This is a genomic window from Kribbella orskensis, from assembly GCF_004342085.1.
Taxonomy (GTDB): Bacteria; Actinomycetota; Actinomycetes; order Propionibacteriales; family Kribbellaceae; genus Kribbella; species Kribbella orskensis.
Genome location: NZ_SLWM01000038.1, coordinates 22,048 through 43,934 on the forward strand (window position 1 = coordinate 22,048; position 21,887 = coordinate 43,934).

Consider the following 21,887-nt stretch of genomic DNA (forward strand, 5'->3'; position numbering starts at 1 on the left):
TGGGTCAGGTGCTCAGTCTGCGCTGTAGCAGGGTTGATGCGAGGACGAGCATCCCGAGGGCGAAACCGGCCAGCACCGCCAGCTCGGTCCCGATGTCGGCGATCCCACCCGCGCGGGACAGCAAGGTGATCCACGCGTCCACAGCCCAGGCATGCGGAGTCGCGTGCCCGACCGTTCGAACCGCATCCGGGACGATCTCGAGCGGCCACATGCAGCCACCGAGCATGGCGAAGGCGATGCCGATGACCGGTCCGATCGCCGACGCCTGGTCCGGCGTCTTGAACAGCGCGCCGCTGAGCATGCCGGCACCGGTGCCGACCAGGGCCCACGTGACGACCAGCGCGATCGCCGCCGGCAAGTTACCCCAGCCGACGCCGAACAGGAGTGACCCGGTGCCGATGATCAACGCGGACTGCAAGAGTGAGAACGTCAAGTAGCACAGGGTTTCACCGAGCACCAGCGTCCGCGCCCGGATCGGCGCAGCCAGCGCCCGATTGTAGATGCCGAGCTGGCGGGTCTGCACGATCGCGGCGCCTCCGGCCAGCGCGTTGATGAACACGAACAGCACCAGCATGGTCGGAGCGCTGTACCCGAACCCCAGTGGCAAGTAGTCGCTGCCGCTGGCCACGTTCTCGGTCGAGACCGTGATACGTGGAGTCACCTGCTGGACAGCAGCGGCCGTGGGCAACTGTTCGGCGACCGTGCTCCCGGTCGTCCGGGCCGCGAACGCAGCTGCCTGGATCCGCTCGGCATGCCGCGCCACCGCGGCGGCGATCGCGGACCGTACGGCGGCCTGCGTCGACTCCGCGCCGCCGGCCAGCACTGGTATCGCCAAGTCGTCGCCCCGTAGCAGCGTCGTGTCCAGCTCGGGGGGGATCAGGACCACTGCGTCCAGCTCGCCGCGTCGCAACGCCGTACGCGCGGCCTCCTCGTCCGTCAGCGTTTGAACCGGACCGGCCGCCGCCAGGTCGTCCGTCAGCGCAGCGGCAAGGGCCGGACTGGAGCTTTGCCCGTTGAGCACGCCGATGCGGAACCCGCCCGGGTTCTGGACCACGGTGCCGATGATCGCGATGATGAGGACGGGCAACAGCACGATGAAGAGCAGTGATGTCCGGTCCCGGAGCATCCGGCGCAGCGAGGCACCGGCCACGGCCAGGGCAGTCATGAGGCAGCCCTCCAGCGACCAACGGCCGCAGCCAGTACGCCGACCACCGCGGCCATGCCGAGGATGGCGAGAACAGGTTGGACAGCGCTGGTTGCGGCGGCGCCGGTGGCGAGGTCGGTGAAGCCACGCAGCGTCCAGCCGTTAGGCGTCAGCAGCGCCAGCCTGCGCAAGATCTCGGGCGCTTGGCTGATCAGCACGAAGTTCCCGCCAAGCAGCAACAGGGCGAAGGTGATGATCATCGCGATCCCGTCAGCCTGCCGCTCCGTCCGAGACACCGCGATCACCAGGGCGGTCAGTGCGACCAGAGCCGCCGACATCGCCATGATCAGGGCCAGGGCCGGGATCGGAGGACCCCACTGCGCATCGAACGCCAACGACGTCACCACGGCCAGGCTGGTCAGACTGACAACGCTGTAGGCAAAGGCGGCCAGCGATTTGCCGAGCAGTACGGCGCCCCGCCCGACCGGTGCGGCGCCGATCCGCTCGAGCGTGCTGGCGCGTTGCTCAGTGAAGAAACTGTGGGCCGTGAACCCGATCGCGAACAGGACGAACATGATGCCCATCGCGGGTGCGTAGTAGCTGGCCGTCGTCAGCTGACGGTAGCCCGTCGGCCGCTCCTCGACGGACTCAGGCAGTCTGAGGTCGGCGACCGCCCTGGCCAATTCCGCGGTGCGGGCCGGCGGCACGCCGGCGGCCAGCGCCGCATGCACGGAAAGCCTGTCCGCGTTGAGTTGTGCGACGTACGTGTCGGCAACCGCTCGGGCGACCTGGGCCTGCAACGGGTTGTCCGGACTGCCGAGCACGGTGATGCCGACCGGTTCGTCACCGATGGCCGCCGTACTGAATCCCTTCGGGATCACCAGACCGGCGCCCACTTCTCCTTCGTCGACCAGTTTGCGGGCCTGCGCCTCGTCCTCGACAGCTTTGACGGTCAGTACGTCGGACAGCTCCGGACCGGTGAGCGCCGTACGCAGCGCCACGGCGATCTGCCCGCGGTCGTTGTCCACCAGCGCGACATCGGCGTGGAACGCCTCCACCGAGGAGAAGGCGAAGCTCATCAGGGCCGCCACCAGAATGGGTGCGACGAAGCCGAGGACGAGGGCCGAGCGGTCCCGGAAGCGCTGGCGCAGGTCCTTGGCGGCGATCACGAAGGCAGCGTTCACGATCACTCCCGCAGGGCGGTGCCGGTCAGGTGCAGGAACACGGCTTCCAGATCGGGTTCGGCCACCTCGACCGACCGGACCGGCGTGCCGATTCGCTTAGCGGCCTCCAGCACGGAAGGGAGCACGCGGCGCCCATCGCGAGCCAGCAGCTGGACCTGGCCATCCTTCACATCCGCACTGTCGATCCCGTCGAGGTCCCGGCAGCGATCCGCCAGCACACCCAGGTCGCCGGTCGCCGACAGTCGGATGCGATCATGTTCGCCGAGCTTCGCGACCAGCTCACGACGGGTGCCCTCGGCAACCAAACGACCATGGTCGATGATGCCGACCCGATCGCACAGCCGCTCGGCCTCCTCCATGTAGTGGGTGGTGTAGAGCACCGCCATGCCCGCGGCGCCGAACGACCGCACGCTCTCCATCACGGCGTGCCGGCTCTGCGGATCCACACCCACGGTCGGCTCGTCGAGGACCAGCAGAGTCGGCTCATGCAGCAGCCCGGCACCGATGTTGAGCCGCCGCTTCATCCCGCCTGAGAACGACTCGACCCGGTCGCGACTCCGCTCCGACAGGCCGACCAGATCCAGTACCTTGCCGACCCGGTGGTTCAGAGCCTTGCCGTGCAGCCCGTAGAGACGACCGAAGAAACGCAGGTTCTCCCGCGCGGTCAGGTCGGGATAGAGCGCGATGTCCTGCGGCACATAGCCGACGTACCGCTTCGCGAGGGTCCCCGTCGTACTGACCTGTCGTCCGGCGATCAAGGTCTCACCTGCATCGGGTCGCAGCAGCCCGCAGACCAGGCGGATGGTGGTCGTCTTGCCGGCGCCGTTCGGGCCGAGCAGGCCGTACGTCTCGCCTGCCGCGACCTCGAAGCACACATCGTCGACGGCGACCCGGTCCCCGAATCGTTTCCCGAGGTGCGATGCCACCAGCACCTGCGCGGAGGTCGGGCGGGCTTCCGCGGGAACGGACTCGACTACTTCCATACCTCCAGCCTCATCGCCCAGCGAGCCGGGCATCAGGGCCGACAGTCCCCCTTTCCAGGGCCAAACGCTCTGGAACCACCTACCGACTCGCGGAGAACTCGAACGACCGATGGCCGTTGACTGAAATCCTCAGCAGCTTGCCGATCTCGGTGGCCTGCTCATCTGTCAGTTCGACGGTGCGGTTCTCCCGTTCCCGCTGGCAGCCGCCCCGGATGATTCAGCCGAAAACAAGCCCAAGGACGTACGACAGGATGTTGACGCCGACGAATCCGATACCGATGGTGGCCCCTACGGTGGCGGGTACCATCCCCGCTGTGCGGCCGAGCCTCGACGCTTTGCGGCCCTGTGTCACTGCGAGGATGCCGGGGATCACGAAGATCAGCAGTGCCGGTATCGCACCTACAAGAACCTGCCAGAAGGCCGCGTCGCGTGCGTTGCCGGTCAGCAAGGAGATCAGGCCCTCGCCTATGACGAAGGCGGCCGCGAAGGTCAGTGGATAGAGCGCAAGAGACCACCATGCACGTCGGTAGGCAACGTCGGCCGACCGCTTGTGCACAAGCTGCGCATCCGAATGGTCAGGCGCCTGGCCTGCATCGTTCTGAGCGGGCATCGCGCGCCTCCTCCGCTACTCATCCTGCGATTCGAGATTGCGGCGGGCATCGTCGACGGCCAAGAGTCCAAGGTCCCTACCAGCTGAGGACTCGAACCGGCGAGGCGAGTTCCACTCTTGGCGTGAGCGGTTCGCGGCAGTTGCGGACGTTGGAAGAGCAGTCAGGCTAACGATAGTCGGGGTGCTCAACGCGGTCATGTCCTCGCTCGTGGCCGAAAGACCCGGCCAGCACGAACAGGAAACCAACCACCAGGAGCGGCACCATCACAACCCCGGAGGAGCCACCGAGCATGGCGCTCGCGCCTGGCTCATCGCCGGCCGCTCGCATGGCGATGACGATCACGGTGGCCGCGAGTTGCGCCAGCCCGGCAGTCACCATCAGCAGGCCGGCGAGCATCGCCCGACGCAGCCCGAGGAACGCCAGCGCCACGCCGAGCGCAAACACGACGATCGCGGCGACCGGCCCCCAGTCGTCCCGGGGAATGATGCCGAAGGCGGAATCGGCCAGCGTGAACCCAACAGCCAACGCCGTGGCCGCGACGAACACAGGTCCAGCTGATTCCGGACGAAGAACGGCGAAGACGCTCAGCGCAACGAGCGGAACAAGCCACGAAGCCGTCATACCGACGGCGGACCATCCCCCGGGATCATCGAACGCCTCGCCGGCCACGAACATCACGCCGAGCAGGCCGAACAAGGCCATCACCGTGAACGCGCCGTAGCTCAGAACCTTTCCTGTGCCTGACATCGCCCTTCACCTCTCCCCTGGTCCCTGCGTCTCAACGCCGGCCGCCCGCGGGCAGGGGCGAAAGACCGCTTGTGGTCAAACAAGGTCCCAGAGCCGACCAGATGCTGCCGAGAGACCCTCGCGAACCAGGCGGCCTGTTCACTCCATCACCCGCAACCTCGACGGGATGTCCATCCGGCGCAGGCGTCGCAGCGTGAACAACGGAGCGACTGCCACGGTGAGGATGCCGAGTGCCAGCGCCTCGGCGATGGTGGCCGCCGACAGCGTCGCGGTCACGCCGATCTCCGGCAACACGGACGGGATCGTCGTCGCGGTCATCCAGCTGAGGGTCGCGTAGCCACCGGCGACACCGATGAGCGTGCCGACGGCTCCGACGAGCACGGTCTCCACCGTGGTCATGGTGAGCACTGTCCTGACGGGCAGACCGAAGGCGAGCATGGTGGCGTGCTCGCGGGAACGCTCGTCGACGGCGATGCTGGTGGTGTTGAACGCGATCAGCAGCGCGAGCAGCAGGGTGACGAGGGCGGCGACCTGAAGGATGCCGACATACTCGTCGAGGCTGCTGCGCATGCCGTCGGTGGTAGCCCTGGCGATCTGCGCAGAGGCCACGTGCGGTACGCCGAGCAGAGCTCGGCGTACGGCGTCCGAACCGGATCCGCCGGCGGGCTGGACGGTCAGGATGTTGGCGGTTCCGGTGAGGCCGAACACCCGTGCGGACGCCGGGTCCAGGTAGGCGAGCATGCGCATCGGGTTCGGGTGCAGGCCCGCCACGCGCATCGTCGTCTCGACGGTGCGCAGCCCGGTCGCCGTCGCTTGCGGATGCTCGATCGTCAGAGAATCACCGACGCGCAGTCCGAGGTCGTCGGCGGCCTTGCGAGCGAGCACGAGCCCGCCGGTGCCGGACCCGGCCACCACGGTGGGCGTCCAGCGCGCCCCCGCCGGCACGACCTCGAGTGCCAGTTCGACCGACTGTCCGGCGGTTCGCGCCGTGCTAGGCAGCAGCAGTCCGGCGTCGACGGCCGCTACCTCGGGCCGCGTCCGCACCGCCCGGATCACCTCGCCGTCCAGCGGCTGGAAGGAGTCCAGGGTCACGCTGACGCGGTCCGGTTCGGCGTGCAGCAGCTCGTCGTTGGCCCGGTCGAGGGTGCCGCGGAAGGTGTCCAGGAATCCGACCGTGGTCACCAGTGTGGTGATCGCCGCGGCGATGCCGATCGCGGTAAGGGCGCTGCGCCGCGGGGTGCGCAGCAGGTTGCGCAGCGGGATCTGCCGGTAGCCCGGGCCTGGCACCGGCAACCGGCGGAGCAACGGGGCGAACCCGCCTCCGCGGGCGGCGAGGTGGCCGACCCGGATCGCTTCGACGGGCTGCACCCGCAACGCGCGCCAAACCGGCCAGGCGACCGCCGCGAACGGCAAGACGAACCCCAGCGCCGCAGCCTGGGCGAACACGCCTACTTGTAGCGGCGTGCGCCAGATCGGCAAGGGCAGCATGTCCACGAACACGGCACGCAGTGGGATCCCGACCGCCCACCCGACCAGCAGACCGAGGCCGACACCGAGCATGGCGACCTGGACGCCGAACAGCAGCGGCCGCACCGCCAGCATGCGCGTCGGTACGCCGAGGGCCATGCCGATGCCGATCTCGCGGCGCTGGGCCTCCACGATCCGAGTCGTGAGGTTCAAGGCTGCCAGCGCCGCGCCGAACAGCACGAGCAGCGCGATGACTCGCCACAGCCTGGCATCGCCGTGGATGTCCTCGTAGAGCACCCGGTACGAGTCGATGTCGTTGCGGGTGGTCAGAGTCGCGGCCAGGGACGGCCGCGCGGTGTCAAGCGCCTCGCGTAACTCCCGCGCCACCGCGTCCCGATCCGTGCCGGGCCGCAACGTGATCACCAGGTCGTTCACCTGACCAGGAGCGCCGATCGCCCGCTGGACGGTCAGCAGCGACCCGAACAGCACGCCGTACGACTTCTGGCTGAGGAACGGCAGACCGCCCTGGCCACCGGTCACCAGGAAGTACTCCGGCGACTGGCCGTGGCCCACGACCTCCAGCCGCCTGCCACCGGAGATCGTCAGCTCAGCACCAGCCGGCAACTCGTTCTTCGTCGCGAACGCCTGGTCGGCAATCACCCGCGGCTTGCCCTCATCTGCAGCAGCCAGGGCTCGGCCGACGCTGACCGACACGCCGTCGACGGCCGGCCCGGGACCGGTCTCGGTGCCGACGAGCTCGCCGGGCACCAGGAGCCCGCGCGGCCCGGCGATCTGAGTGGGTACGACGAGCCGCTCGCGCACGCCGGTGAGGTCGGAGGCATGCGGGATCCCGGCGATGGCTCCGGCCAGGCGGCCCTCGGCCGTCCTTCCACCCTGGGGTAGCGTGACCCGCAGGTCGTGGGTGTTCAGCAGCGCGAAGCTGGCATCGTTGGACTGCTGTCGCCAGGCCGACGTGCCGAGCAGGCCGGCGTACGTGCCGGTGCCCAGGGCGATGACCAGTGCGATCGCGCCAACCAGCACCCACCGCTGCCGCAGGTCGCGCCACGACCACCGAAGCCACAGCCGGATCTGTGTCATGGCGATCAGCTACCAATGCAGGTCGGCGATCGCTGCACGGCCCCCAGCCGGCGGCCCGTCCGCCACGATGCGCCCACTGGACAGCTCGATCACCCGGTCGGCGACCCGCGAGATCTCCCGGTTGTGGGTCACCACGACGACCGTCTTGCCCGACTCCGCCTGAGCCCTGAGCAGCTCGAGGATCTGTACACCAGTACGGAAGTCCAGCTCGCCGGTCGGCTCGTCCGCCAGCAGGATCGGGTTCCCGGTGGCCAGGGCCCGGGCGATGGCCACGCGCTGCTGCTCGCCGCCGGACAGCTGGTGCGCGAAGTGGCCGGACCGTCTGCCCAGGCCCACCCGCTCCAGCACGTCGGCCGCCACCACTTCGGGGTCCGTCCGCTCGGCCACGTCGGCACCGAACTGCACGTTCTCGAACGCGGTCAGACCCGGGAACAGGTTGAAGCTCTGGAAGATGAAGCTCACCGTGTGACGGCGGATCCGGGCGCGCTCAGAGCGGGACGCCGCGGTCAAGTCGGTCCCGGCCAGCCGTACCGTCCCCGATGTCGGCGCGTCCAGCGCACCGATCAGGTTGAGCAGTGTGGTCTTCCCCGAGCCCGAAGGACCGAGCACCACCACGAAGGCCGTGTCGTCGACATGCAGGTTGACACCGTCCAGCGCCTTGACGACCGTGTCGCCGACTCCGAAGTGCCGGCAGACGTCGTCGAGGTCGATCCGAGTCCCCTGCGCACCGGCGCGGGCATCAACCGGCGGCCGCGGCTCCAACGTCCTACTCATGGATCCATTGACCCCCCGCCGCGGCCGGCGTGGACAGGGCAGTACGCCACCCGACGGCAGGACCAAAGCCTCGTGCGGCGGACCACACCCGTTCGGCCGAACCGCGACGGTGAGGCCCTTCCGCTGCCGCACAGGCGCGCGGTTGACCCAGTTGATCAGCCTGGCCAGCGACGCGCATGGGGGTCGACAGCAGCAAGGAGGTACGACGATGCCCCCGCATTGCGATTCACTCCTGTTCAGCCGGCCCCAGTACGCCGGCAACCGCGAACGAGCCACGCAGGATCGGATGACCGATCGGCTGCCGCGTCTCGCTGAGGACTGGCTCACCGGGCGCAACGCTTCCCCCTCGCACAGGTGAGGCTGTCGGGCTGATGATCGAAGGGCACGGGAAGGGAGCGGCAGTGGCACGTGGCACGTTGCGGATCTACCTGGGCATGGCGCCCGGGGTCGGCAAGACCTACGCCATGCTCGCTGAAGGGCAACGCCGGCGCGGCCGGGGAACCGATGTCGTCGTCGGCTACGTCGAGACGTACAACCGTCCCAGGACCGCCGCGCTGCTGGAGGGACTCGAGGTCGTACCCCGCCGGCCGCTGACGTATCGCGGCGCGGCCTTCGAGGAGATGGACCTCGACGCCGTGCTCAGACGCCGTCCCCAGGTCGCACTCGTCGACGAGCTCGCGCACACCAACATCCCCGGCTCGAAGAACGAGAAGCGCTGGGAGGACGTCGAGGAACTTCTCGAAGCCGGCATCGACGTCGTCACCACCGTCAACATCCAGCACCTGGAGTCCCTCAGCGACGTGGTGCAGCGAATTACCGGTATACAACAGCGAGAGACCATCCCGGACGAGATCGTGCGCCGTGCCGACCAGCTCGAAATCGTCGACATCTCGCCGGAGGCTCTGCGACGGCGAATGGTGCACGGCAACATCTATCCGCCGGAGAGGGTCGACGCAGCCCTGTCCAACTACTTCCGGACCGGCAACCTTTCAGCACTGCGCGAACTCGCCTTGCTGTGGATCGCGGAACGTGTCGACGAAGGTCTGCAACGCTACCGGTCGGCACATGGGATCGAGCAGCCCTGGGAGGCGCGCGAGCGCATCGTCGTCGCCATCACCGGTGGCCGCGAAGGGGAGACACTCATCCGCCGCGCCGCCCGGATCGCCGCCCGCACCGCCGGCGCAGACCTGCTCGCCGTGCACGTGGTGCGCAGCGACGGACTCACCGGCGCCGACCCCGCCGAGCTTGCCCACCAGCGAACCCTGTTGGAGTCCATGGGTGGAACCTGGCACCAGACGATGGGCGACGATGTCGCCACGGCGATCCTGGCGTTCGCTCGCTCCGAGAACGCCACCCAGGTGGTGCTCGGCGCCAGCCGCCGCGGACGTCTCGAGAGTTTCCTCGTCGGTGAGGGAATCGGCCAGCGAGTCACCCGCCTGTCCGGCCACATCGACGTGCATCTGGTCACTCACGAGGAGGTCGGCGGCTTCCGCGGCCCCGCCCTCCCCGTGCCGGGCAAGGGGCTGAGCTCCAGGCGCGGGTTCGAGGGTCTGGCCCTCGCCATGGTGGCGCTACCGCTGCTGACCGTTCTGCTCACCCGAGCACGGGACCAGCTGAATCTGGCGAGTGACATCTTGATCTACCTCTTGGTGGTGATCGCGGTCGCTGTCGTGGGCGGCATCTGGCCCGCCCTCGTCGCTGCCCTGGCGGCGAGCCTGCTGCTCAACTACTTCTTCTTCCCACCACTGCACGCCTTCAACATCGCCGACACGAACAACAGCTTGACGCTCGTCGTGTTCGTCGCCGTCGCCGCTCTGGTCGCAGTTCTCGTCGAACGGGTGGTACGACGGACGCGGGAGGCCGCTCATGCCACCGCGGAGGCGTCCACCCTGGCAACGCTGGCCGGCAGCGTGCTGCGCGGCGAGACTGCCCTGCCCGCGCTTCTCGAGCGGGCCCGGGAGACGTTCGGGTTCTCCTCCGTCGGTCTGCTCGAGCGGGCCGCAGATCACCCGGACGAACCATGGGAGGTGGTGGCCTTCGGCGGCGACACGCCACCGGCCGCCGATGCGGACGTGCAGATCGCGCTGAGCGGGACGCGGATGCTCGCCGCCTCCGGGCGCGCGCCACGGGCCGAGGACCGACGCGTGCTCGCGGCATTCGCGGCGCACGCGGTCGTCCGGGAGCAGGAGCTGCTGTCAGAGCACGCGGCCGAGGCCGAGGAGATCGCCGACGCCGACCGCATGCGCACGGGTCTGCTCACAACAGTCGGCCACGAGCTGAGCGGGCCGCTCTCGTCGGCCAAGGAAGCCGTCACGAACCTGCGCAAGCGGTCGGTGAGCTGGACCGATGCCGAGCGCAACGAGTTGCTCACGACCGAAGAGTCCCTCGACCGACTCACCGCTCTGATCGAGAACCTACTCGACATGAGCCGGCTCCAGGCAGGCGCCCTGATGGTTGCCCTCCGTCCGGTCGCCCTCGACGAACTGGTCCCGCGTATCCTGGACGACCTGGGGCCCAGCGGGCATGCCGTGGCTGTCGACGTACCCGAAGGTCTCCCGGATGTGCTGGTCGATGCTGCCCTGCTGGAACGGGTCCTGGCCAACCTCGTCGCCATCGCCCTCCGGTTCAGCCCCCAGGGTGCGCCCCCACTGGTCGCCGCGAGCTATCACGCCGACCATGTCGAGGTTCGGGTCGTCGACCGGGGTCCTGGTGTGCATCGGCAGGACCGAGACCGCATGTTCCAGCCGTTCCAGACGCTCGGTGACCGCGACACCGCGGCCGGCGTAGGCCTCGGCCCGGCCTTGTGCCGCGGCCTCACCGAGGCGATGGGCGGGACCCTGGAGGCCGACGACACCCCCGGAGGTGGCCTCACCATGACCATCGCGCTCCCCGTGGCCGGCGAGCCCGTTCAGGCCGCTCCCGAGGAGGAGCATCTCAGCCACCAGGCAGAAATAACGTGATGGGGGGACAACTCGAGCAGCTCCAGCACGCGAGGTCGCGCGTTCACCTGACGTCATCGCTGCGGCACAGGTGGGACGACGAGAACCGGGATGTCGGCGAACTCCAGCAGATGTTCGACGTTCACACCGCTTCCCGCCGGCAGCCGGGGCTCGCGAGCGACCACGATAAGTTCGGCACCGCATCGACCGGCCGCCGCCAGCACCTGCTCGGCGCCGTGTCCGGACAGCACCTCGTTCTCGGCCGGAACGCCCTGTTGAGCGGCTCTGGCAGCCACCCGCGTCACCATCGCCAGTGCGCCGCGAGCCCGTCGCGCGGGCGCGTCCTGGATCGACGCGGCGTGCAACTTGGCGTCCAGCAGATGATCCTCGACGACCGTGACGAGCGTCAGTCCCGCGCCAGTCACCGCCGCCAGCTCGACCGCCACCTGCGCTGCGTGGAAGGCCGCCGCGGAGTCGTCCACCACGACCAGGAACCGGCCCGTCATCGATCCTCCCGCGCTCCGTGCGCCGCCGCCCAGCGCAGGCGCAGATTCTCCTCGCGTTCGGTCTCGTCGAGGCGCTGCTCCACCTCGGCCAGGCGGCGCTCGAGTCTCGGGATCCAGCGCGTCTCGAGTGCGCGCTGCTGCTGGCGGGTGAGGGCCAGCTCGGCGACCACCAGGGCGACTGCCCGCTGGGCTGCGGCGAGCCGTACCGCGGCAAGTAGGGCTGTGCGGTGGGCTTGGACGGAATAGGCCAGGGCGGAGCTTCCTGCCGGGTCCGGCCGCGGCGCGAAGACGACGTCGGCACGGACGGGGTGACGCACGCCCATCGTCACGTCGTAACCGATCGTGACGTCAGCCGCGGTTGGCGGGATCGCGGCGAGCAGACCGCGATGACCGTCCAGAGCGATGCTTCGCCGCAGCCATCCCGAGGCCTCCGCCGCCACCCGTTCGAACGTCTCGGCAGCTCGTACGGCGGCCAGTTCGAGCCGCTCGCATTCGGCCGCGAGTGCCCGCTGCTTGCGATCCAGCAACTCGACCGCTCGGCGTGCGGTCGCCAGCCGGGACGTCAGCGCGAGCCGGCCGGCGCGACCAGTGGCCGCCGCGCCGCTCATCGTCCGCCGCCCGGCAGGTGCTCGGCCAGCGAGGCTCGCGATACCATGGTCAGCTCGCGCCGGGGCAACACAGACACCGCGTGCCAGAGCCGGTCCAGCGTGTCGTCGAAGCCACGGGCCTCGTCGACCTGTTGCCGAAGAAGCGAGTCCTCCAGAGCGGTGGCGTAGGCCAGGTAGCCGCGGTCGGTGTCGCTCAGCGCGCCGGCTCCGATCAGGTCCGCCAGCTCGGCCGCCTGCCGCGCCCGGGCGAGCGCGGCGATCGCCTGTGCGGCCAGCTCCAGGTGGTCGGCTCTGGTCCGGCCCGGACCGGCTCCGTTGCGCATCAGCCGGGACAGCGAGCCGAGGACGTCGAGCGGTGGATAGAGCCCGCGGGCGTGCAGGTCCTCCGCCAGCACGATCTGCCCCTCGGTGATGTAGCCGGTCAGGTCAGGCACCGGATGGGTGATGTCACCGGCCGGCATGGTGAGCACCGGCATGATCGTGACCGATCCAGGCCGTCCCCGGACCCGACCGCACCGCTCGTACAAGGAGGCCAGATCGCTGTACAGGTAGCCCGGATAGGCACGCCGAGCGGGGATCTCCTGACGCGCCGCCGCCACCTCCCGCACCGCTTCGCAGTAGCTGGTCATGTCGGCCATGACCACCAGAACGTGGTTGCCCGCGTCGAAGGCGAGGTGCTCCGCGACAGTGAGCGCGATACGCGGCGTCAGGAGTCGTTCGATCACTGGGTCGTCCGCGCTGTTCAGCAACATCACCAACTCCCCCGTCGCGGCCCGTTCGTCCAGCGCGGTGCGAACGAAGTCGATGTCGGCATGCGGCAGCCCCATCGCCGCGAAGACCACCATGAACGGATCGCCGACCGCGGTCGCCTGGGCCGCGATCTGGGTCGCGAGCTGCAGGTGCGGCAGGCCCGGTACAGAGAAGATCGGCAGCTTCTGGCCGCGGACCAAGGTGGTCAGTGCGTCGATACCGGACACACCGGTCAGCACCGGCTGCCGCGGTGGCTCTCGCTCGACCGGGTTGAGCGGCCAGCCGTTCACCGCCGCGGTGATCGAGCCCAGCACCGGCGGTCCACCGTCGAGCGGCTCGCCTCGCCCGTCGCAGATCCGGCCGAGCCAGCCGCTCCCCAACGGAATCCGGAACGGACTGCCGCTGAACGCGACGCGGACCCCGCCGGGACGCATCCCGTCTGTGCCTTCCAGTACGTGCAGTACGGCGAGATCGTCGGCGACCTCCAGCACGACGCCGTGGCGCTCGGTGCCGTCGTCGAGATGGACGACTGCGGACTCGTCCCAGCCGACGTCACGCACTCCACTCACCACCAGGAGCGAGCCCCGCAACGATTCGACAGCGCCGTACTCGAGATCCGGACCCGTACTCATGGCAGTGCCTCCAACGCGGTCAGGACCGCGGCCCGGCAGCGGACCAGGTCCGCCTGCTCAGGAGCTTCCTCGCGTGCCCGGACCAGCTCGCCGAAGTCGAACTCCTCCAGTTCAGCCGCCGCCACCCCTCGATCGACCAGACTCATGCAGCGGTCGACGACGTCGAGCACGAGTTGGAGCAACTCGGCGCCCCGATCGATGGTGCAACTGGCGTCCACCGGACTCAGCGCGTTCTGCGCCAGGACCGTGTCGCGCAGCAGCCGGCCGCCGAGGATCGTCATCCGCTCCCGGCCCGGCAACGTCCGGGTGCCGACGATCTCGGCGAGGTCGGTCAGCCGCGCCGCCTCCGCCAGCAACGTCATCGCGCGGGCTCGACGCGCCGCCCAACCCTGGTTGCCGTGTCCGGCGTGCCAGGCGCCGGCGGCGGCCACGTCGTGGGAGTACGACGCCGCCCAGCTGACCGCCGGGTAGTGCCTGGCGTACGCGAGGGCGCGATCCAGGGACCAGACGCCGCGGACGAATCGTTCGGTCGCCGTCGTGACCGGCTCCGTCAGATCCCCGCCGGGCGGGGACACGGCACCGACCACGGTGACGGCGGCGACCTGGCCGCCTTGCGTACAGACCCGGCCGGCTCGTTCGTAGAACGCGGCGAGCGCCGACGACAGGTCGGCCGGGTACCCCTCCTCCGCGGGCAGCGCACCGGTCCGGGAGGCGAACTCCCGTAACGCCTCGGCCCACCGCGACGTCGAATCCGCCACAACGACCGCGTGATACCCCATGTCCCGGAAGTACTCCGCCACGGTGACCGCGGTGAACACACTGGCCTCGCGCGCCATCATCGGCATGTTCGAAGTGTTGGCGAGGATCACCGTGCGGTCGATCATCCGGCCGCCGGTGCGCGGATCGGCGAGCTCGGCCAGTTCGCCGAGCACGTCCGCCATCTCGTTACCGCGTTCGCCACACCCGACGTACACGATCACGTCGGCATCGCACCATTTCGCCAGCTGCTGCAGGAGCACGGTCTTGCCGGTGCCGAAGCCGCCGGGCACCGCGGTCGTCGAACCGGCGCCGATCGGGAAGAGCAGGTCCAGCACCCGCTGTCCGGTGTGCAGCGGGACGAAGGTCTCCTCGCGGTGCTGGAACGGCCGTGGCCGGCGGATGGGCCATTGCTCGAACAAGCCGACGTCGACATCGCCGACTCGAGCCACCGGCTCGTCGGCGGTCATCTTGCCGCCACCGGCCAGGAATCGCAGCTCCCCGCTCACCCCCGGCGGGACCAACACCCGATGCTCGATCGCTCCGGCACCGGTGACCACTCCGAGCACGGTGCCCGGGCCTACCTGGTGCCGCTCGTCCGCGCTGGGCACGAAGTGCCAGCGAGCGGAAGCGGATTCCTCCGGAACCAGCGGCTGCGGTGACAACCAGGTCGGCGCAGACGACAACGGACGCAGCAGTCCGTCGAAGACCTGCCCCAGCAGGCCCGGCCCGAGCCGAGCGGACAATGGGCGCCCCGTGCGGTGGACAGGATCGCCGACGATCAGGCCGCCGGTGTACTCGAATGCTTGCGCGGTGCAGGTACCGGCACTGATCGCGACCACCTCGGCCGGGATCCGGAGGTCACCGAGTTCCAGCACCTCGTACATCGCGGTGTCCGGCACATCCCGGACCTCGATCAGCGGACCGTTGATACGGCGAATCCGGCCCTGCGGCGTCATGGCGTCCACAGCCGTGCCACCTCCGCACCCGACCAGTCGAGCGCACGCTCGGCCAGAGTCGGAAGGCTCAGGTCCAGCTGCCGGCTACCTGCCGAAGCGAGTACGCCGCCGCCCCGGCTCTCCGTCACCGTCGCGTCCGGCCCCAGCTGGGCCAGAGCCCGCTCGGTCAGGCGGCGTCGAAGCTCCTCATAGCCAGGGCTTTCGGCCAAGGCCGTCGCTGCCGCACGGCACCGTCGACGCAGTTCGTCGAACAGCTCTCGCTGCGTCCTCAAAACGGTTCGGCGCGCATCTCGGCGGCTCTGCGCCAGCCGAGCCGTCACGGCAGCCGTCGCATCGGCTGCCCCTTCCGCGCGTGCGGTGACCTCGATCTCGTCAGCGGTACGTCGCGCGTCGGCGAGCAGATCGCTCTTCTCTTGCTGGGCTTTCCGCAGCACCGCAGCGGCATCGGCGCGGGCAGCGGCGCGCAGGGCCATCCGCACCGGGGCCAAGGCCTCATCGGCGACTGCGGGAAGCGATCGGCTCATGGTGGCAGCACCACCGTCAGCACCACTGCGGACTCCAGTGCCTGCGGTCCGAGCACCTCAGCGGCCGCCGGCGTCAGGAGCACCACCCCGACATCCGCCGGAAGCTCGCGCCACTGCCGCCGTACCTCCGCGGCTGTAGTTGCCGGGAGCAACCGCGCGCCCGCGAGCCGGTAGCCGGACGTCCGGACCGGATCTCCCAGGACGGCGACGCCGGTCATTGTGCCTCACCCACCAAGATGATGGCGACGATGAGTCCGTAGATCGCGATGCCCTCGGCGAGTCCGACCACCACCATCGCCCGGCCGAACAGTTCCGGCCGCTCGCTCATCGCGGCCAGTGCCGCGGCGCCGGTGTAGGCGACCGCGACCCCCGCCCCGATCGCTGAGCCGGCGACTGCGATGGCCGCGCCGAGCAGCGCGGACCCGCTGGCCGCGGCGTCGGCTTGGCCTGCGGCGGCCACCTCCGGCCGGCCGGCGGCGAACCCCCAGTCAGCGGTCACGATGCTGATCAGCAAGGCGACGGTAACGGTCAGCAGCAGGACGTTCAGCACGGCCAGCAGGACCGCCGCCCAGGGATGCCGGCGAAGGAAGGTTTTCACGGTGTCACCTCCAGGTCCTCCGCGGGCAGCCGCCACGGACGGAACGGCCGCCCGTCCGACTCGAAGACCCGGGAGAACAGTTCGTAGTACTCCAGGCGGAGAGCCTGGATGCCCGCCACCAGCGCTTCCAGGCTGAACGCGACCGCGGTGCCGACGACCATCAGGAAGACGGCACCCAGCCGGCCCAGCAGCGAACCACCGTTCCACAACGCGACCGCGCCCAGCCAGACGATCGCCCCCAGGGCTGCGTGGGTGAGACCGAAGGCGGCCAGGCGGGCGAACGACACGACGTTCGACCCCAGCCGGACCACCACGTCGAACAGCTCCACAGCGGCCTGCAGCACTCCGGCGGCGCCGCCACCGGACACCGCGAGCAACCCGACGAAAGTCAGGACCAGCCCGGCGATCGCGAGCAGGACGGCAGCGATCAGCAAACCGTCGCTGCCGAAGTAGACGCCTGCGGCAACTCCACCGAGCGCGAGGAACAGCAGGCTCCCGGCGATGCCGGTCCGGGCGTACAGGACGTATCCCCAGCCGCCCTCGCGGAAGCGGTTGACGATGCCGAGCGCGTACGCACCGCCGAGCAGCACCGTCCCGACGCCGATCGCGGTCAGCAGCAGGGTGATGACGTCGTCGACCGGAGACAGCCAGAGCACGGGCACCAAACCGGTCGGACCGAACATCTCGCCGTACAACAGACCGAAGACGACAGCCGTCGCCCCGGCCCCGGCCAGGAACGGCCAGGCCCGGCGGATCTTCGCGAGCCGGGCGAACCGGCCGCTGTAGAGCAGCGCCGCGCCGGCCAGCAGGAGCAGCCCGTGACCGACGTCGCCGAACATCATCCCGAACATCGCCACATACGCGAGCCCAGCGACCAGCGACGGATCCACATCGGCGTACGGCACCGTCGTATAGGTCTGCACGAGCAGCTCGAAGGACTGGCCGCGGCCCTTCTGCCGCAACAAGGTCGGCGGCTGGATGCCTGGCGGTGGAGGCAGCGGTACAGCGGCGCCGCCGATCGCCGCCAACGCGTCGGTCAGGTCGGGCAAGGCTCCTGCCGGTGTCCAGCCCAGCAGGGCTGTGACAGGACCGTGGCCGGTCGCCTGGGCAGTTCGCCGCCGGAATTCCAGTTCGCGGGCCGACCAGTCCGGCTGCCGGTCCGCGACGACGGCCAGTTCGACGTCGGGCTGGACCGGATCGAGATCGACGACACCCGACGAGCTCAACCGCGTCAGCAGGTCACGCAGATGCTCGGTCGGGACGACCAGACCGACGCGCTGCATCCGGACCGGCCGTACGGCGTCACGCCAGGACATCGAGCACCTCCCCCGGCCCGGCGCCGATCGCCGCGTCGCCGAGCGCCACCCGCACCCGCCAGCCATCGACCGCCAAGACAGCTACTGCCCCGAGGAACGGCTCCACGCCAGGCGTTCCGTGCCGTAGCAGCCTGAACCCGTCCGACTCGATCCGCCCGGCCAGCCCTGCCTCGGCCCGCCAGAGGCCAGACGGCGAGTCGACACCGTCCAGAGCCCAGCGGCCGGCCGCCGGAATCGTCTCGCGCAACGCGGACGCCGAGCCTGCCGTCACCCAGTCGGTCCCGACCAGCGGGGCCGCGGATCGCACCATCGATTCGGTCGGCGCACTCGTTGCCACCAGCAACTCCTTGGCGACGATCAGGGCCGCCGCGCCGGTCACCCACTCGATCGCCGGTGCTGCCTCGGCGCCGACCATCCGCAGCCAGCGCAACACCAGTACGTCATGCAGTGCCTCCGGCACACTGTCGCCGGGATCGCCCCAGGGCGAGGCCGCGAGCGCTTCCCGGAGAGCCTCCGGCGAGGTTGTCACCGCGATCCTCGGCCACGACAGCGCCAGGCTGCCCAGGTTGTAGTACTGCCGGGGACGACCGGGCTCGGCGAGGTTCCGCGCGTGCTCCTCGATGTTCGCGCGTTCGTAACCGGCCCCGAGTGCCCGGGCCAGCCCGACCGCGGATCTGGGCAACCAGCCGGACAGGACACGCAACTGCCATAACTCCGCTGCCGAGACCAACCGCTCCGCCTCTGACAAGGACGTACCCGGCACCGATGCCGTCGTGTACGCAGTGCCAGCGAGCAGACCGAGCGCATCGGTGAAGCCCGCGGCAAGCGCGATCCTTCGGGCCGCACCGGCTCCGATGCGCCGGCGCGCCATCGCCTTGGCCCGGACGCTCGCAGCCACCCAGCCCGCACTCATCACACCACCCCGGCTCGCCCGGCGCCGGCGTTGTCACGGACCCGCTCCAGGATCAGCGCGACCAGCTCGTCCATCCGCTCCCGGCCGCGCCGGGTCAGCAGGTCCACCTCAGCTGACGCAGCGGTCCGGGTCTGTTCGGCCGCGACCTCACCGCCGGCCTGGATCGCAGCCGCGGTCTCGGCGCGCTCGGCCGTGGCCCTGGCGCCGGCCTCGGCGACCAGGCCGGCCGCCTCGCGTTGCGCCGCATCGACCAGCTCGGCAGCGTCCCGCCCGGCCTGCTCGCGAATCTCCCGGCATTCCGCGATCACCTCGTCCAGGGCTCCGAAGATCCCGACCAGCTCGGCCGGCACACCGGTCCGGGTGTCCTCGGGTACGCCGACCGGCCCCGCGCCTCCCGGCGTACCGACCGGGCGGAAGCGGCGCAACCGGTCCAGCATCACGCTCATCCTGCGCTCCCGTTCGGTCGTCTCGAGTGACAGGGCACATCACGATCGTCACCGCACGGCACCAGGTCCCCCAGGGCACAAGGTCCCGTCCACCCCGGCAACGGACCTTCGTCGCGCGAGGGGTCTTTCGGTCCTTCCTCCGGGGAACTTGGCCTCTGCTCCTCGCCCGGATCCGGTGCTGTGCTGAGTTCGGGCCCGCCGGCGGGCCCGCAAACCGGAAGGAGCGGGATCATGAAGGCAGTAGCGGGCGATTGGCTGATGATCGAAGGCACCCACCTCGACGACCGCAAACGGCACGGCCTGATCGTGGAGGTTCACGGCCCGGATGGCTCCCCGCCGTATCTCGTCCGCTGGGACGACACCGGTGCCGAGACCGTGGTCATCCCGAGCACAGGAGCCCACATCCTCACCGCCGATCAGATGAGGCAGGCCCAGAGCCACTGAGCCACACATCACCCAGGGATGAATCGTGTCCAGGGAATCCAGCCTGGCGTTCTTCCTCGCGCCGATCGACGTCCACATCCCGGCATCCCGCCGACAGACGCCGCCGAGCTGATCCGCACACGCGTCGCACCGCTTCCCCCAGCTGAACCTGGTCTGATCGACTCCAGTCGCAGGGCCGATAGCCCCTTCCTCTGGTGGCCTCCGGCCCTGCCCGGTACCGGCCGACGAGCGTTCCCTGGAGACACAGGTCGTCCGACTGGAGGCACCGGTGATGACTACGAACGATCAGGCGAACGGCGGCGGGGATCTGGGCCGGCGGGTCCGCCGGCGCAGGGGCGCACTCGGACTGACCCGCGAAGAGCTCGCCGCGCGAGCCCGGATGGACCCCGGCTACCTCGCCCGGGTCGAGCACGCGCCGGTCGCCATGACCGCAGGGGCGCTGATCCGGCTGGCCGACGCACTCGACACCACTGTGTCCGACCTACTCGGCGCCATTCCCGAACGCCCCCCGGGCCACGGGCGCGCCGGCCTGCGCCCAGTCCTGACCGACATGGGCGAGCAGGAATGTCTGGCGTTGATCGAGCCCGGCGGCATCGGCCGGCTCGCCTTCGAGGTTTCCGGCCGGCTGACCGTCGTACCCGTGAACTTCACCGTCCACCACGGTGACATCGTCTTCCGGACCGCGGCGACGACCGCGATCGGACGGTACGGCGAGGGGCCGGTTGCCTTCGAGGTGGACCGGATCGACGAGGGCATGCACGAGGGCTGGAGCGTCCTGATCTCCGGCACCGCACGCCAGGCCGATCAGGACGAGACCGCGGCACTGGGTACGACGGTCGACGTCGACCCCTGGGCCGGCGGCAACCGGGAGCTCTACGTGCTGATCACACCGGCCCGAATCACCGGCCGTCGGGTCCGCGCCTGGTGACGGGTGACAAGTAGAGGAGTACCACCATGACCACAGTCATCACCGCCGCACCACGGCCGATCGAAGCCGAGGCCGAGATGCGGGACCTGGCTCGCTTCCACCGCGACGTCACCTGGACCGGGACGATCCAACCGGGCGGCATGGGACCGGGCAGTCCACGGATGACGGCTGTCGGCGAGGGCCGGCACGAGCTGATCCAGGACGGCCTGTGGATCGTCGGGAACTACCAGCAGGACCAGTTCCTCACCGACGGCACCTTCGTGCTCCACTGGCAGCTGCACTGGGTGGCCGGCTGGGACCCGAGCGCGCAGGAGTATCGAGCCACGGTCGCCGACAACTACGGGCACGCCGAGATCCTGCGCGGCTGGATCGACGGCGACCTGCTCACCTTCCAGAGCATGGTCAACTCACCCGTCCGCATCCGGTTGCTGTGGCACATCGCCGACGCGCACACCATGACCTGGCGCAACGAGGCATCCATCCACGGTGGCCCCTTCAACCTCGTCGAACGCTACGAATGCCACACCGTCGAGCGATGAGGCCTGCGGCAGAGCGATGAGGACGGAGACGTTCCACACTGCCTTTCTGGTCCTTCCCGATGGCTCGGGACCGTATCCGGGTGTGGTTGTCATCCATGAGGCATTCGGTCTCAACGACAACATCCGCGACATCTGCCGGCGGTTCGCCGCGGAGGGGTATGCCGCGCTCGGCGTCGACCTGTTCGAGGGACGCAACCGCGCCGTGTGCATGGCGCGGATGTTCGTGGGCGCGATGGCCGGGAATCTCGACCACTACGGTGTTCCGGCGCTGAAGGCCGCGCTCGGGCGCCTGGGCAACCATCCCGAGGTAGATGCCGCCCGGATCGGCGCCATCGGTTTCTGCCTGGGCGGTTCCATTGTCTTGACCTGGGCATGTACTGATCACCGGCTGAGTGCGATAGCGCCGTTCTACGGTGCCGCACCGAAGCCGCGCGAGGCGATCCGCCGCCTGTGCCCGGTCGTTGGATCATGGCCGGGAAAGGACTTCACCACCAAGGCTGCCGGGGTGCTGGAGACCGAGCTGACGGCGGCCGGTATCCCACACGACTTGAAGGTCTATCCGGGGGCCAAGCACTCCTTCTTCAATGACCAGTGGCGCAACTACCATCCCGCTGCGGCATCGGATTCTTGGCAGCGAGTCCTGGCGTTCTTCGCCGAGCATGTCAGCGGCGCGCAAGGAGCGGGCTGAAGCGCTGGCCCACCGCGTCGCTGGGCAACTGTGGAGCCCCGTGGCGCATTTCCGCCGGCACGCAGACGACATCCGTGGTCATCCCATCCGCGACGGTCAGCAGGTGCCTGATCACTCCTCCTTCGTCGACCGTACGACGGCGACCGGGCAGCTCGCGTGGTGCAGCAACCGTTGGCTGACCGAGCCGAGCAACAGACCGGTGACGCCGCCGCGGCCGCGGGAGCCGACCACGACCAGTGAACTGGCGCTACTGCGTTCCGCCAGTACCGCGGCCGGCCGGCCTGCCACGACCTCGGCCCGGACCCGCACCCCCGGGAACTTGTCCCGGTACGG

23 protein-coding genes are annotated in these 21,887 nt (G+C 69.7%); 5 read left to right on the forward strand and 18 right to left on the reverse strand.

All coding sequences use genetic code 11. The features are described from left to right. Positions 1 to 4: 4 nt before the first annotated feature. From EV644_RS41915 to EV644_RS41945, 7 genes are all read right to left on the reverse strand, one after another. Positions 5 to 1,165, reverse strand: coding sequence for an ABC transporter permease (locus EV644_RS41915; RefSeq protein ID WP_132196946.1), 1,161 nt, complete (start codon positions 1,163 to 1,165; stop codon positions 5 to 7). Further along, positions 1,162 to 2,328, reverse strand: a complete 1,167-nt coding sequence (locus EV644_RS41920) for an ABC transporter permease (RefSeq protein ID WP_132196944.1) — start codon at positions 2,326 to 2,328, stop codon at positions 1,162 to 1,164. Before EV644_RS41920 ends, EV644_RS41915 begins: the two co-directional genes overlap by 4 nt. Positions 2,329 to 2,330: 2 nt before the next feature. Beyond that, positions 2,331 to 3,311 carry an ABC transporter ATP-binding protein gene (locus tag EV644_RS41925; protein WP_132196942.1) on the reverse strand — a complete coding sequence of 327 codons (981 nt, stop codon included), beginning with the start codon at positions 3,309 to 3,311 and terminating at the stop codon, positions 2,331 to 2,333. Positions 3,312 to 3,528: 217 nt separating this feature from the next. After that, the gene (locus EV644_RS41930; RefSeq protein WP_132196940.1) at positions 3,529 to 3,921 is read right to left on the reverse strand and encodes a hypothetical protein; all 393 of its coding nucleotides are present in this window, start codon (positions 3,919 to 3,921) and stop codon (positions 3,529 to 3,531) included. Positions 3,922 to 4,087: 166 nt separating this feature from the next. Then, positions 4,088 to 4,618, reverse strand: a complete 531-nt coding sequence (locus tag EV644_RS41935; protein ID WP_132196938.1) for a hypothetical protein — start codon at positions 4,616 to 4,618, stop codon at positions 4,088 to 4,090. A 189-nt stretch (positions 4,619 to 4,807) separates the two neighbouring features. Continuing rightward, the gene (locus EV644_RS41940; RefSeq protein WP_132196936.1) at positions 4,808 to 7,234 is read right to left on the reverse strand and encodes an ABC transporter permease; all 2,427 of its coding nucleotides are present in this window, start codon (positions 7,232 to 7,234) and stop codon (positions 4,808 to 4,810) included. A 9-nt stretch (positions 7,235 to 7,243) separates the two neighbouring features. After that, positions 7,244 to 8,008, reverse strand: a complete 765-nt coding sequence (locus EV644_RS41945) for an ABC transporter ATP-binding protein (protein ID WP_132196934.1) — start codon at positions 8,006 to 8,008, stop codon at positions 7,244 to 7,246. A gap of 401 nt (positions 8,009 to 8,409) precedes the next feature. Between EV644_RS41945 and EV644_RS41950 the strand changes: the two genes are divergently transcribed. Continuing rightward, a complete protein-coding gene (locus EV644_RS41950; RefSeq protein ID WP_439649196.1) occupies positions 8,410 to 10,968 on the forward strand; it encodes a sensor histidine kinase in 2,559 nt (852 codons plus the stop codon). 53 nt (positions 10,969 to 11,021) lie between these two features. On the opposite strand, the gene EV644_RS41955 is transcribed toward EV644_RS41950, so the two are convergent. Genes EV644_RS41955 through EV644_RS42000 form a run of 10 tightly spaced genes read right to left on the reverse strand, consistent with a single transcriptional unit; the run spans position 11,022 to position 18,955 of the window. Then, positions 11,022 to 11,453, reverse strand: a complete 432-nt coding sequence (locus EV644_RS41955; protein WP_132196930.1) for a universal stress protein — start codon at positions 11,451 to 11,453, stop codon at positions 11,022 to 11,024. After that, positions 11,450 to 12,061 (reverse strand): V-type ATP synthase subunit D, encoded by a 612-nt coding sequence (locus EV644_RS41960; RefSeq protein WP_132196928.1) that lies wholly within the window; start codon positions 12,059 to 12,061, stop codon positions 11,450 to 11,452. Before EV644_RS41960 ends, EV644_RS41955 begins: the two co-directional genes overlap by 4 nt. Continuing rightward, positions 12,058 to 13,443 carry a V-type ATP synthase subunit B gene (locus EV644_RS41965; protein WP_132196926.1) on the reverse strand — a complete coding sequence of 462 codons (1,386 nt, stop codon included), beginning with the start codon at positions 13,441 to 13,443 and terminating at the stop codon, positions 12,058 to 12,060. The genes EV644_RS41960 and EV644_RS41965 overlap by 4 nt, the downstream gene beginning before the upstream one ends. Next, complete coding sequence (locus EV644_RS41970; RefSeq protein ID WP_132196982.1) at positions 13,440 to 15,158, reverse strand: V-type ATP synthase subunit A; 1,719 nt, start codon at positions 15,156 to 15,158, stop codon at positions 13,440 to 13,442. Before EV644_RS41970 ends, EV644_RS41965 begins: the two co-directional genes overlap by 4 nt. After that, on the reverse strand, positions 15,155 to 15,682 hold the full coding sequence (locus EV644_RS41975) for a V-type ATP synthase subunit E family protein (protein ID WP_199240343.1): 528 nt from the start codon (positions 15,680 to 15,682) through the stop codon (positions 15,155 to 15,157). Before EV644_RS41975 ends, EV644_RS41970 begins: the two co-directional genes overlap by 4 nt. Further along, positions 15,679 to 15,900 (reverse strand): V-type ATP synthase subunit F, encoded by a 222-nt coding sequence (locus tag EV644_RS41980; protein ID WP_132196924.1) that lies wholly within the window; start codon positions 15,898 to 15,900, stop codon positions 15,679 to 15,681. Before EV644_RS41980 ends, EV644_RS41975 begins: the two co-directional genes overlap by 4 nt. Continuing rightward, complete coding sequence (locus EV644_RS41985; protein WP_199240344.1) at positions 15,897 to 16,280, reverse strand: ATP synthase subunit C; 384 nt, start codon at positions 16,278 to 16,280, stop codon at positions 15,897 to 15,899. The genes EV644_RS41980 and EV644_RS41985 overlap by 4 nt, the downstream gene beginning before the upstream one ends. Beyond that, positions 16,277 to 17,596, reverse strand: coding sequence for a V-type ATPase 116kDa subunit family protein (locus EV644_RS41990; RefSeq protein WP_199240345.1), 1,320 nt, complete (start codon positions 17,594 to 17,596; stop codon positions 16,277 to 16,279). The genes EV644_RS41985 and EV644_RS41990 overlap by 4 nt, the downstream gene beginning before the upstream one ends. Beyond that, a complete protein-coding gene (locus EV644_RS41995) occupies positions 17,583 to 18,509 on the reverse strand; it encodes a hypothetical protein (protein ID WP_132196920.1) in 927 nt (308 codons plus the stop codon). Before EV644_RS41995 ends, EV644_RS41990 begins: the two co-directional genes overlap by 14 nt. Next, positions 18,509 to 18,955: an ATP synthase subunit B family protein gene (locus EV644_RS42000; RefSeq protein WP_132196918.1), complete on the reverse strand. Its 447-nt coding sequence runs from the start codon at positions 18,953 to 18,955 to the stop codon at positions 18,509 to 18,511. The genes EV644_RS41995 and EV644_RS42000 overlap by 1 nt, the downstream gene beginning before the upstream one ends. Before the next feature lie 231 nt (positions 18,956 to 19,186). Between EV644_RS42000 and EV644_RS42005 the strand changes: the two genes are divergently transcribed. The 4 genes from EV644_RS42005 (at position 19,187) to EV644_RS42020 (ending at position 21,554) form a co-directional block, all read left to right on the forward strand. Further along, positions 19,187 to 19,399: a DUF1918 domain-containing protein gene (locus tag EV644_RS42005; protein ID WP_132196916.1), complete on the forward strand. Its 213-nt coding sequence runs from the start codon at positions 19,187 to 19,189 to the stop codon at positions 19,397 to 19,399. A 271-nt stretch (positions 19,400 to 19,670) separates the two neighbouring features. Next, on the forward strand, positions 19,671 to 20,327 hold the full coding sequence (locus EV644_RS42010) for a helix-turn-helix domain-containing protein (RefSeq protein WP_132196914.1): 657 nt from the start codon (positions 19,671 to 19,673) through the stop codon (positions 20,325 to 20,327). Positions 20,328 to 20,353: 26 nt separating this feature from the next. Then, entirely contained in the window at positions 20,354 to 20,866 is a 513-nt protein-coding gene (locus EV644_RS42015) for a DUF1579 family protein (RefSeq protein WP_132196912.1), read from the forward strand. Positions 20,867 to 20,882: 16 nt separating this feature from the next. Beyond that, positions 20,883 to 21,554 carry a dienelactone hydrolase family protein gene (locus EV644_RS42020; protein ID WP_132196910.1) on the forward strand — a complete coding sequence of 224 codons (672 nt, stop codon included), beginning with the start codon at positions 20,883 to 20,885 and terminating at the stop codon, positions 21,552 to 21,554. A gap of 111 nt (positions 21,555 to 21,665) precedes the next feature. On the opposite strand, the gene EV644_RS42025 is transcribed toward EV644_RS42020, so the two are convergent. Next, positions 21,666 to 21,887: universal stress protein (locus tag EV644_RS42025; protein WP_132196908.1), on the reverse strand; the 222-nt coding region annotated here is incomplete at its 5' end.

Coding starts and splice junctions, on each gene's coding strand:
- EV644_RS41915 (WP_132196946.1), bottom strand. CDS start 1,165: ATGACTGCCCTGGCCGTGGCCGGTGCCTCGCTGCGCCGGATGCTCCGG.
- EV644_RS41925 (WP_132196942.1), bottom strand. CDS start 3,311: ATGGAAGTAGTCGAGTCCGTTCCCGCGGAAGCCCGCCCGACCTCCGCG.
- EV644_RS41930 (WP_132196940.1), bottom strand. CDS start 3,921: ATGCCCGCTCAGAACGATGCAGGCCAGGCGCCTGACCATTCGGATGCG.
- EV644_RS41940 (WP_132196936.1), bottom strand. CDS start 7,234: ATGACACAGATCCGGCTGTGGCTTCGGTGGTCGTGGCGCGACCTGCGG.
- EV644_RS41945 (WP_132196934.1), bottom strand. CDS start 8,008: ATGAGTAGGACGTTGGAGCCGCGGCCGCCGGTTGATGCCCGCGCCGGT.
- EV644_RS41955 (WP_132196930.1), bottom strand. CDS start 11,453: ATGACGGGCCGGTTCCTGGTCGTGGTGGACGACTCCGCGGCGGCCTTC.
- EV644_RS41960 (WP_132196928.1), bottom strand. CDS start 12,061: ATGAGCGGCGCGGCGGCCACTGGTCGCGCCGGCCGGCTCGCGCTGACG.
- EV644_RS41965 (WP_132196926.1), bottom strand. CDS start 13,443: ATGAGTACGGGTCCGGATCTCGAGTACGGCGCTGTCGAATCGTTGCGG.
- EV644_RS41970 (WP_132196982.1), bottom strand. CDS start 15,158: ATGACGCCGCAGGGCCGGATTCGCCGTATCAACGGTCCGCTGATCGAG.
- EV644_RS41975 (WP_199240343.1), bottom strand. CDS start 15,682: ATGAGCCGATCGCTTCCCGCAGTCGCCGATGAGGCCTTGGCCCCGGTG.
- EV644_RS41980 (WP_132196924.1), bottom strand. CDS start 15,900: ATGACCGGCGTCGCCGTCCTGGGAGATCCGGTCCGGACGTCCGGCTAC.
- EV644_RS41990 (WP_199240345.1), bottom strand. CDS start 17,596: ATGTCCTGGCGTGACGCCGTACGGCCGGTCCGGATGCAGCGCGTCGGT.
- EV644_RS41995 (WP_132196920.1), bottom strand. CDS start 18,509: ATGAGTGCGGGCTGGGTGGCTGCGAGCGTCCGGGCCAAGGCGATGGCG.
- EV644_RS42000 (WP_132196918.1), bottom strand. CDS start 18,955: ATGAGCGTGATGCTGGACCGGTTGCGCCGCTTCCGCCCGGTCGGTACG.
- EV644_RS42005 (WP_132196916.1), top strand. CDS start 19,187: ATGAAGGCAGTAGCGGGCGATTGGCTGATGATCGAAGGCACCCACCTC.
- EV644_RS42010 (WP_132196914.1), top strand. CDS start 19,671: ATGACTACGAACGATCAGGCGAACGGCGGCGGGGATCTGGGCCGGCGG.
- EV644_RS42015 (WP_132196912.1), top strand. CDS start 20,354: ATGACCACAGTCATCACCGCCGCACCACGGCCGATCGAAGCCGAGGCC.
- EV644_RS42020 (WP_132196910.1), top strand. CDS start 20,883: ATGAGGACGGAGACGTTCCACACTGCCTTTCTGGTCCTTCCCGATGGC.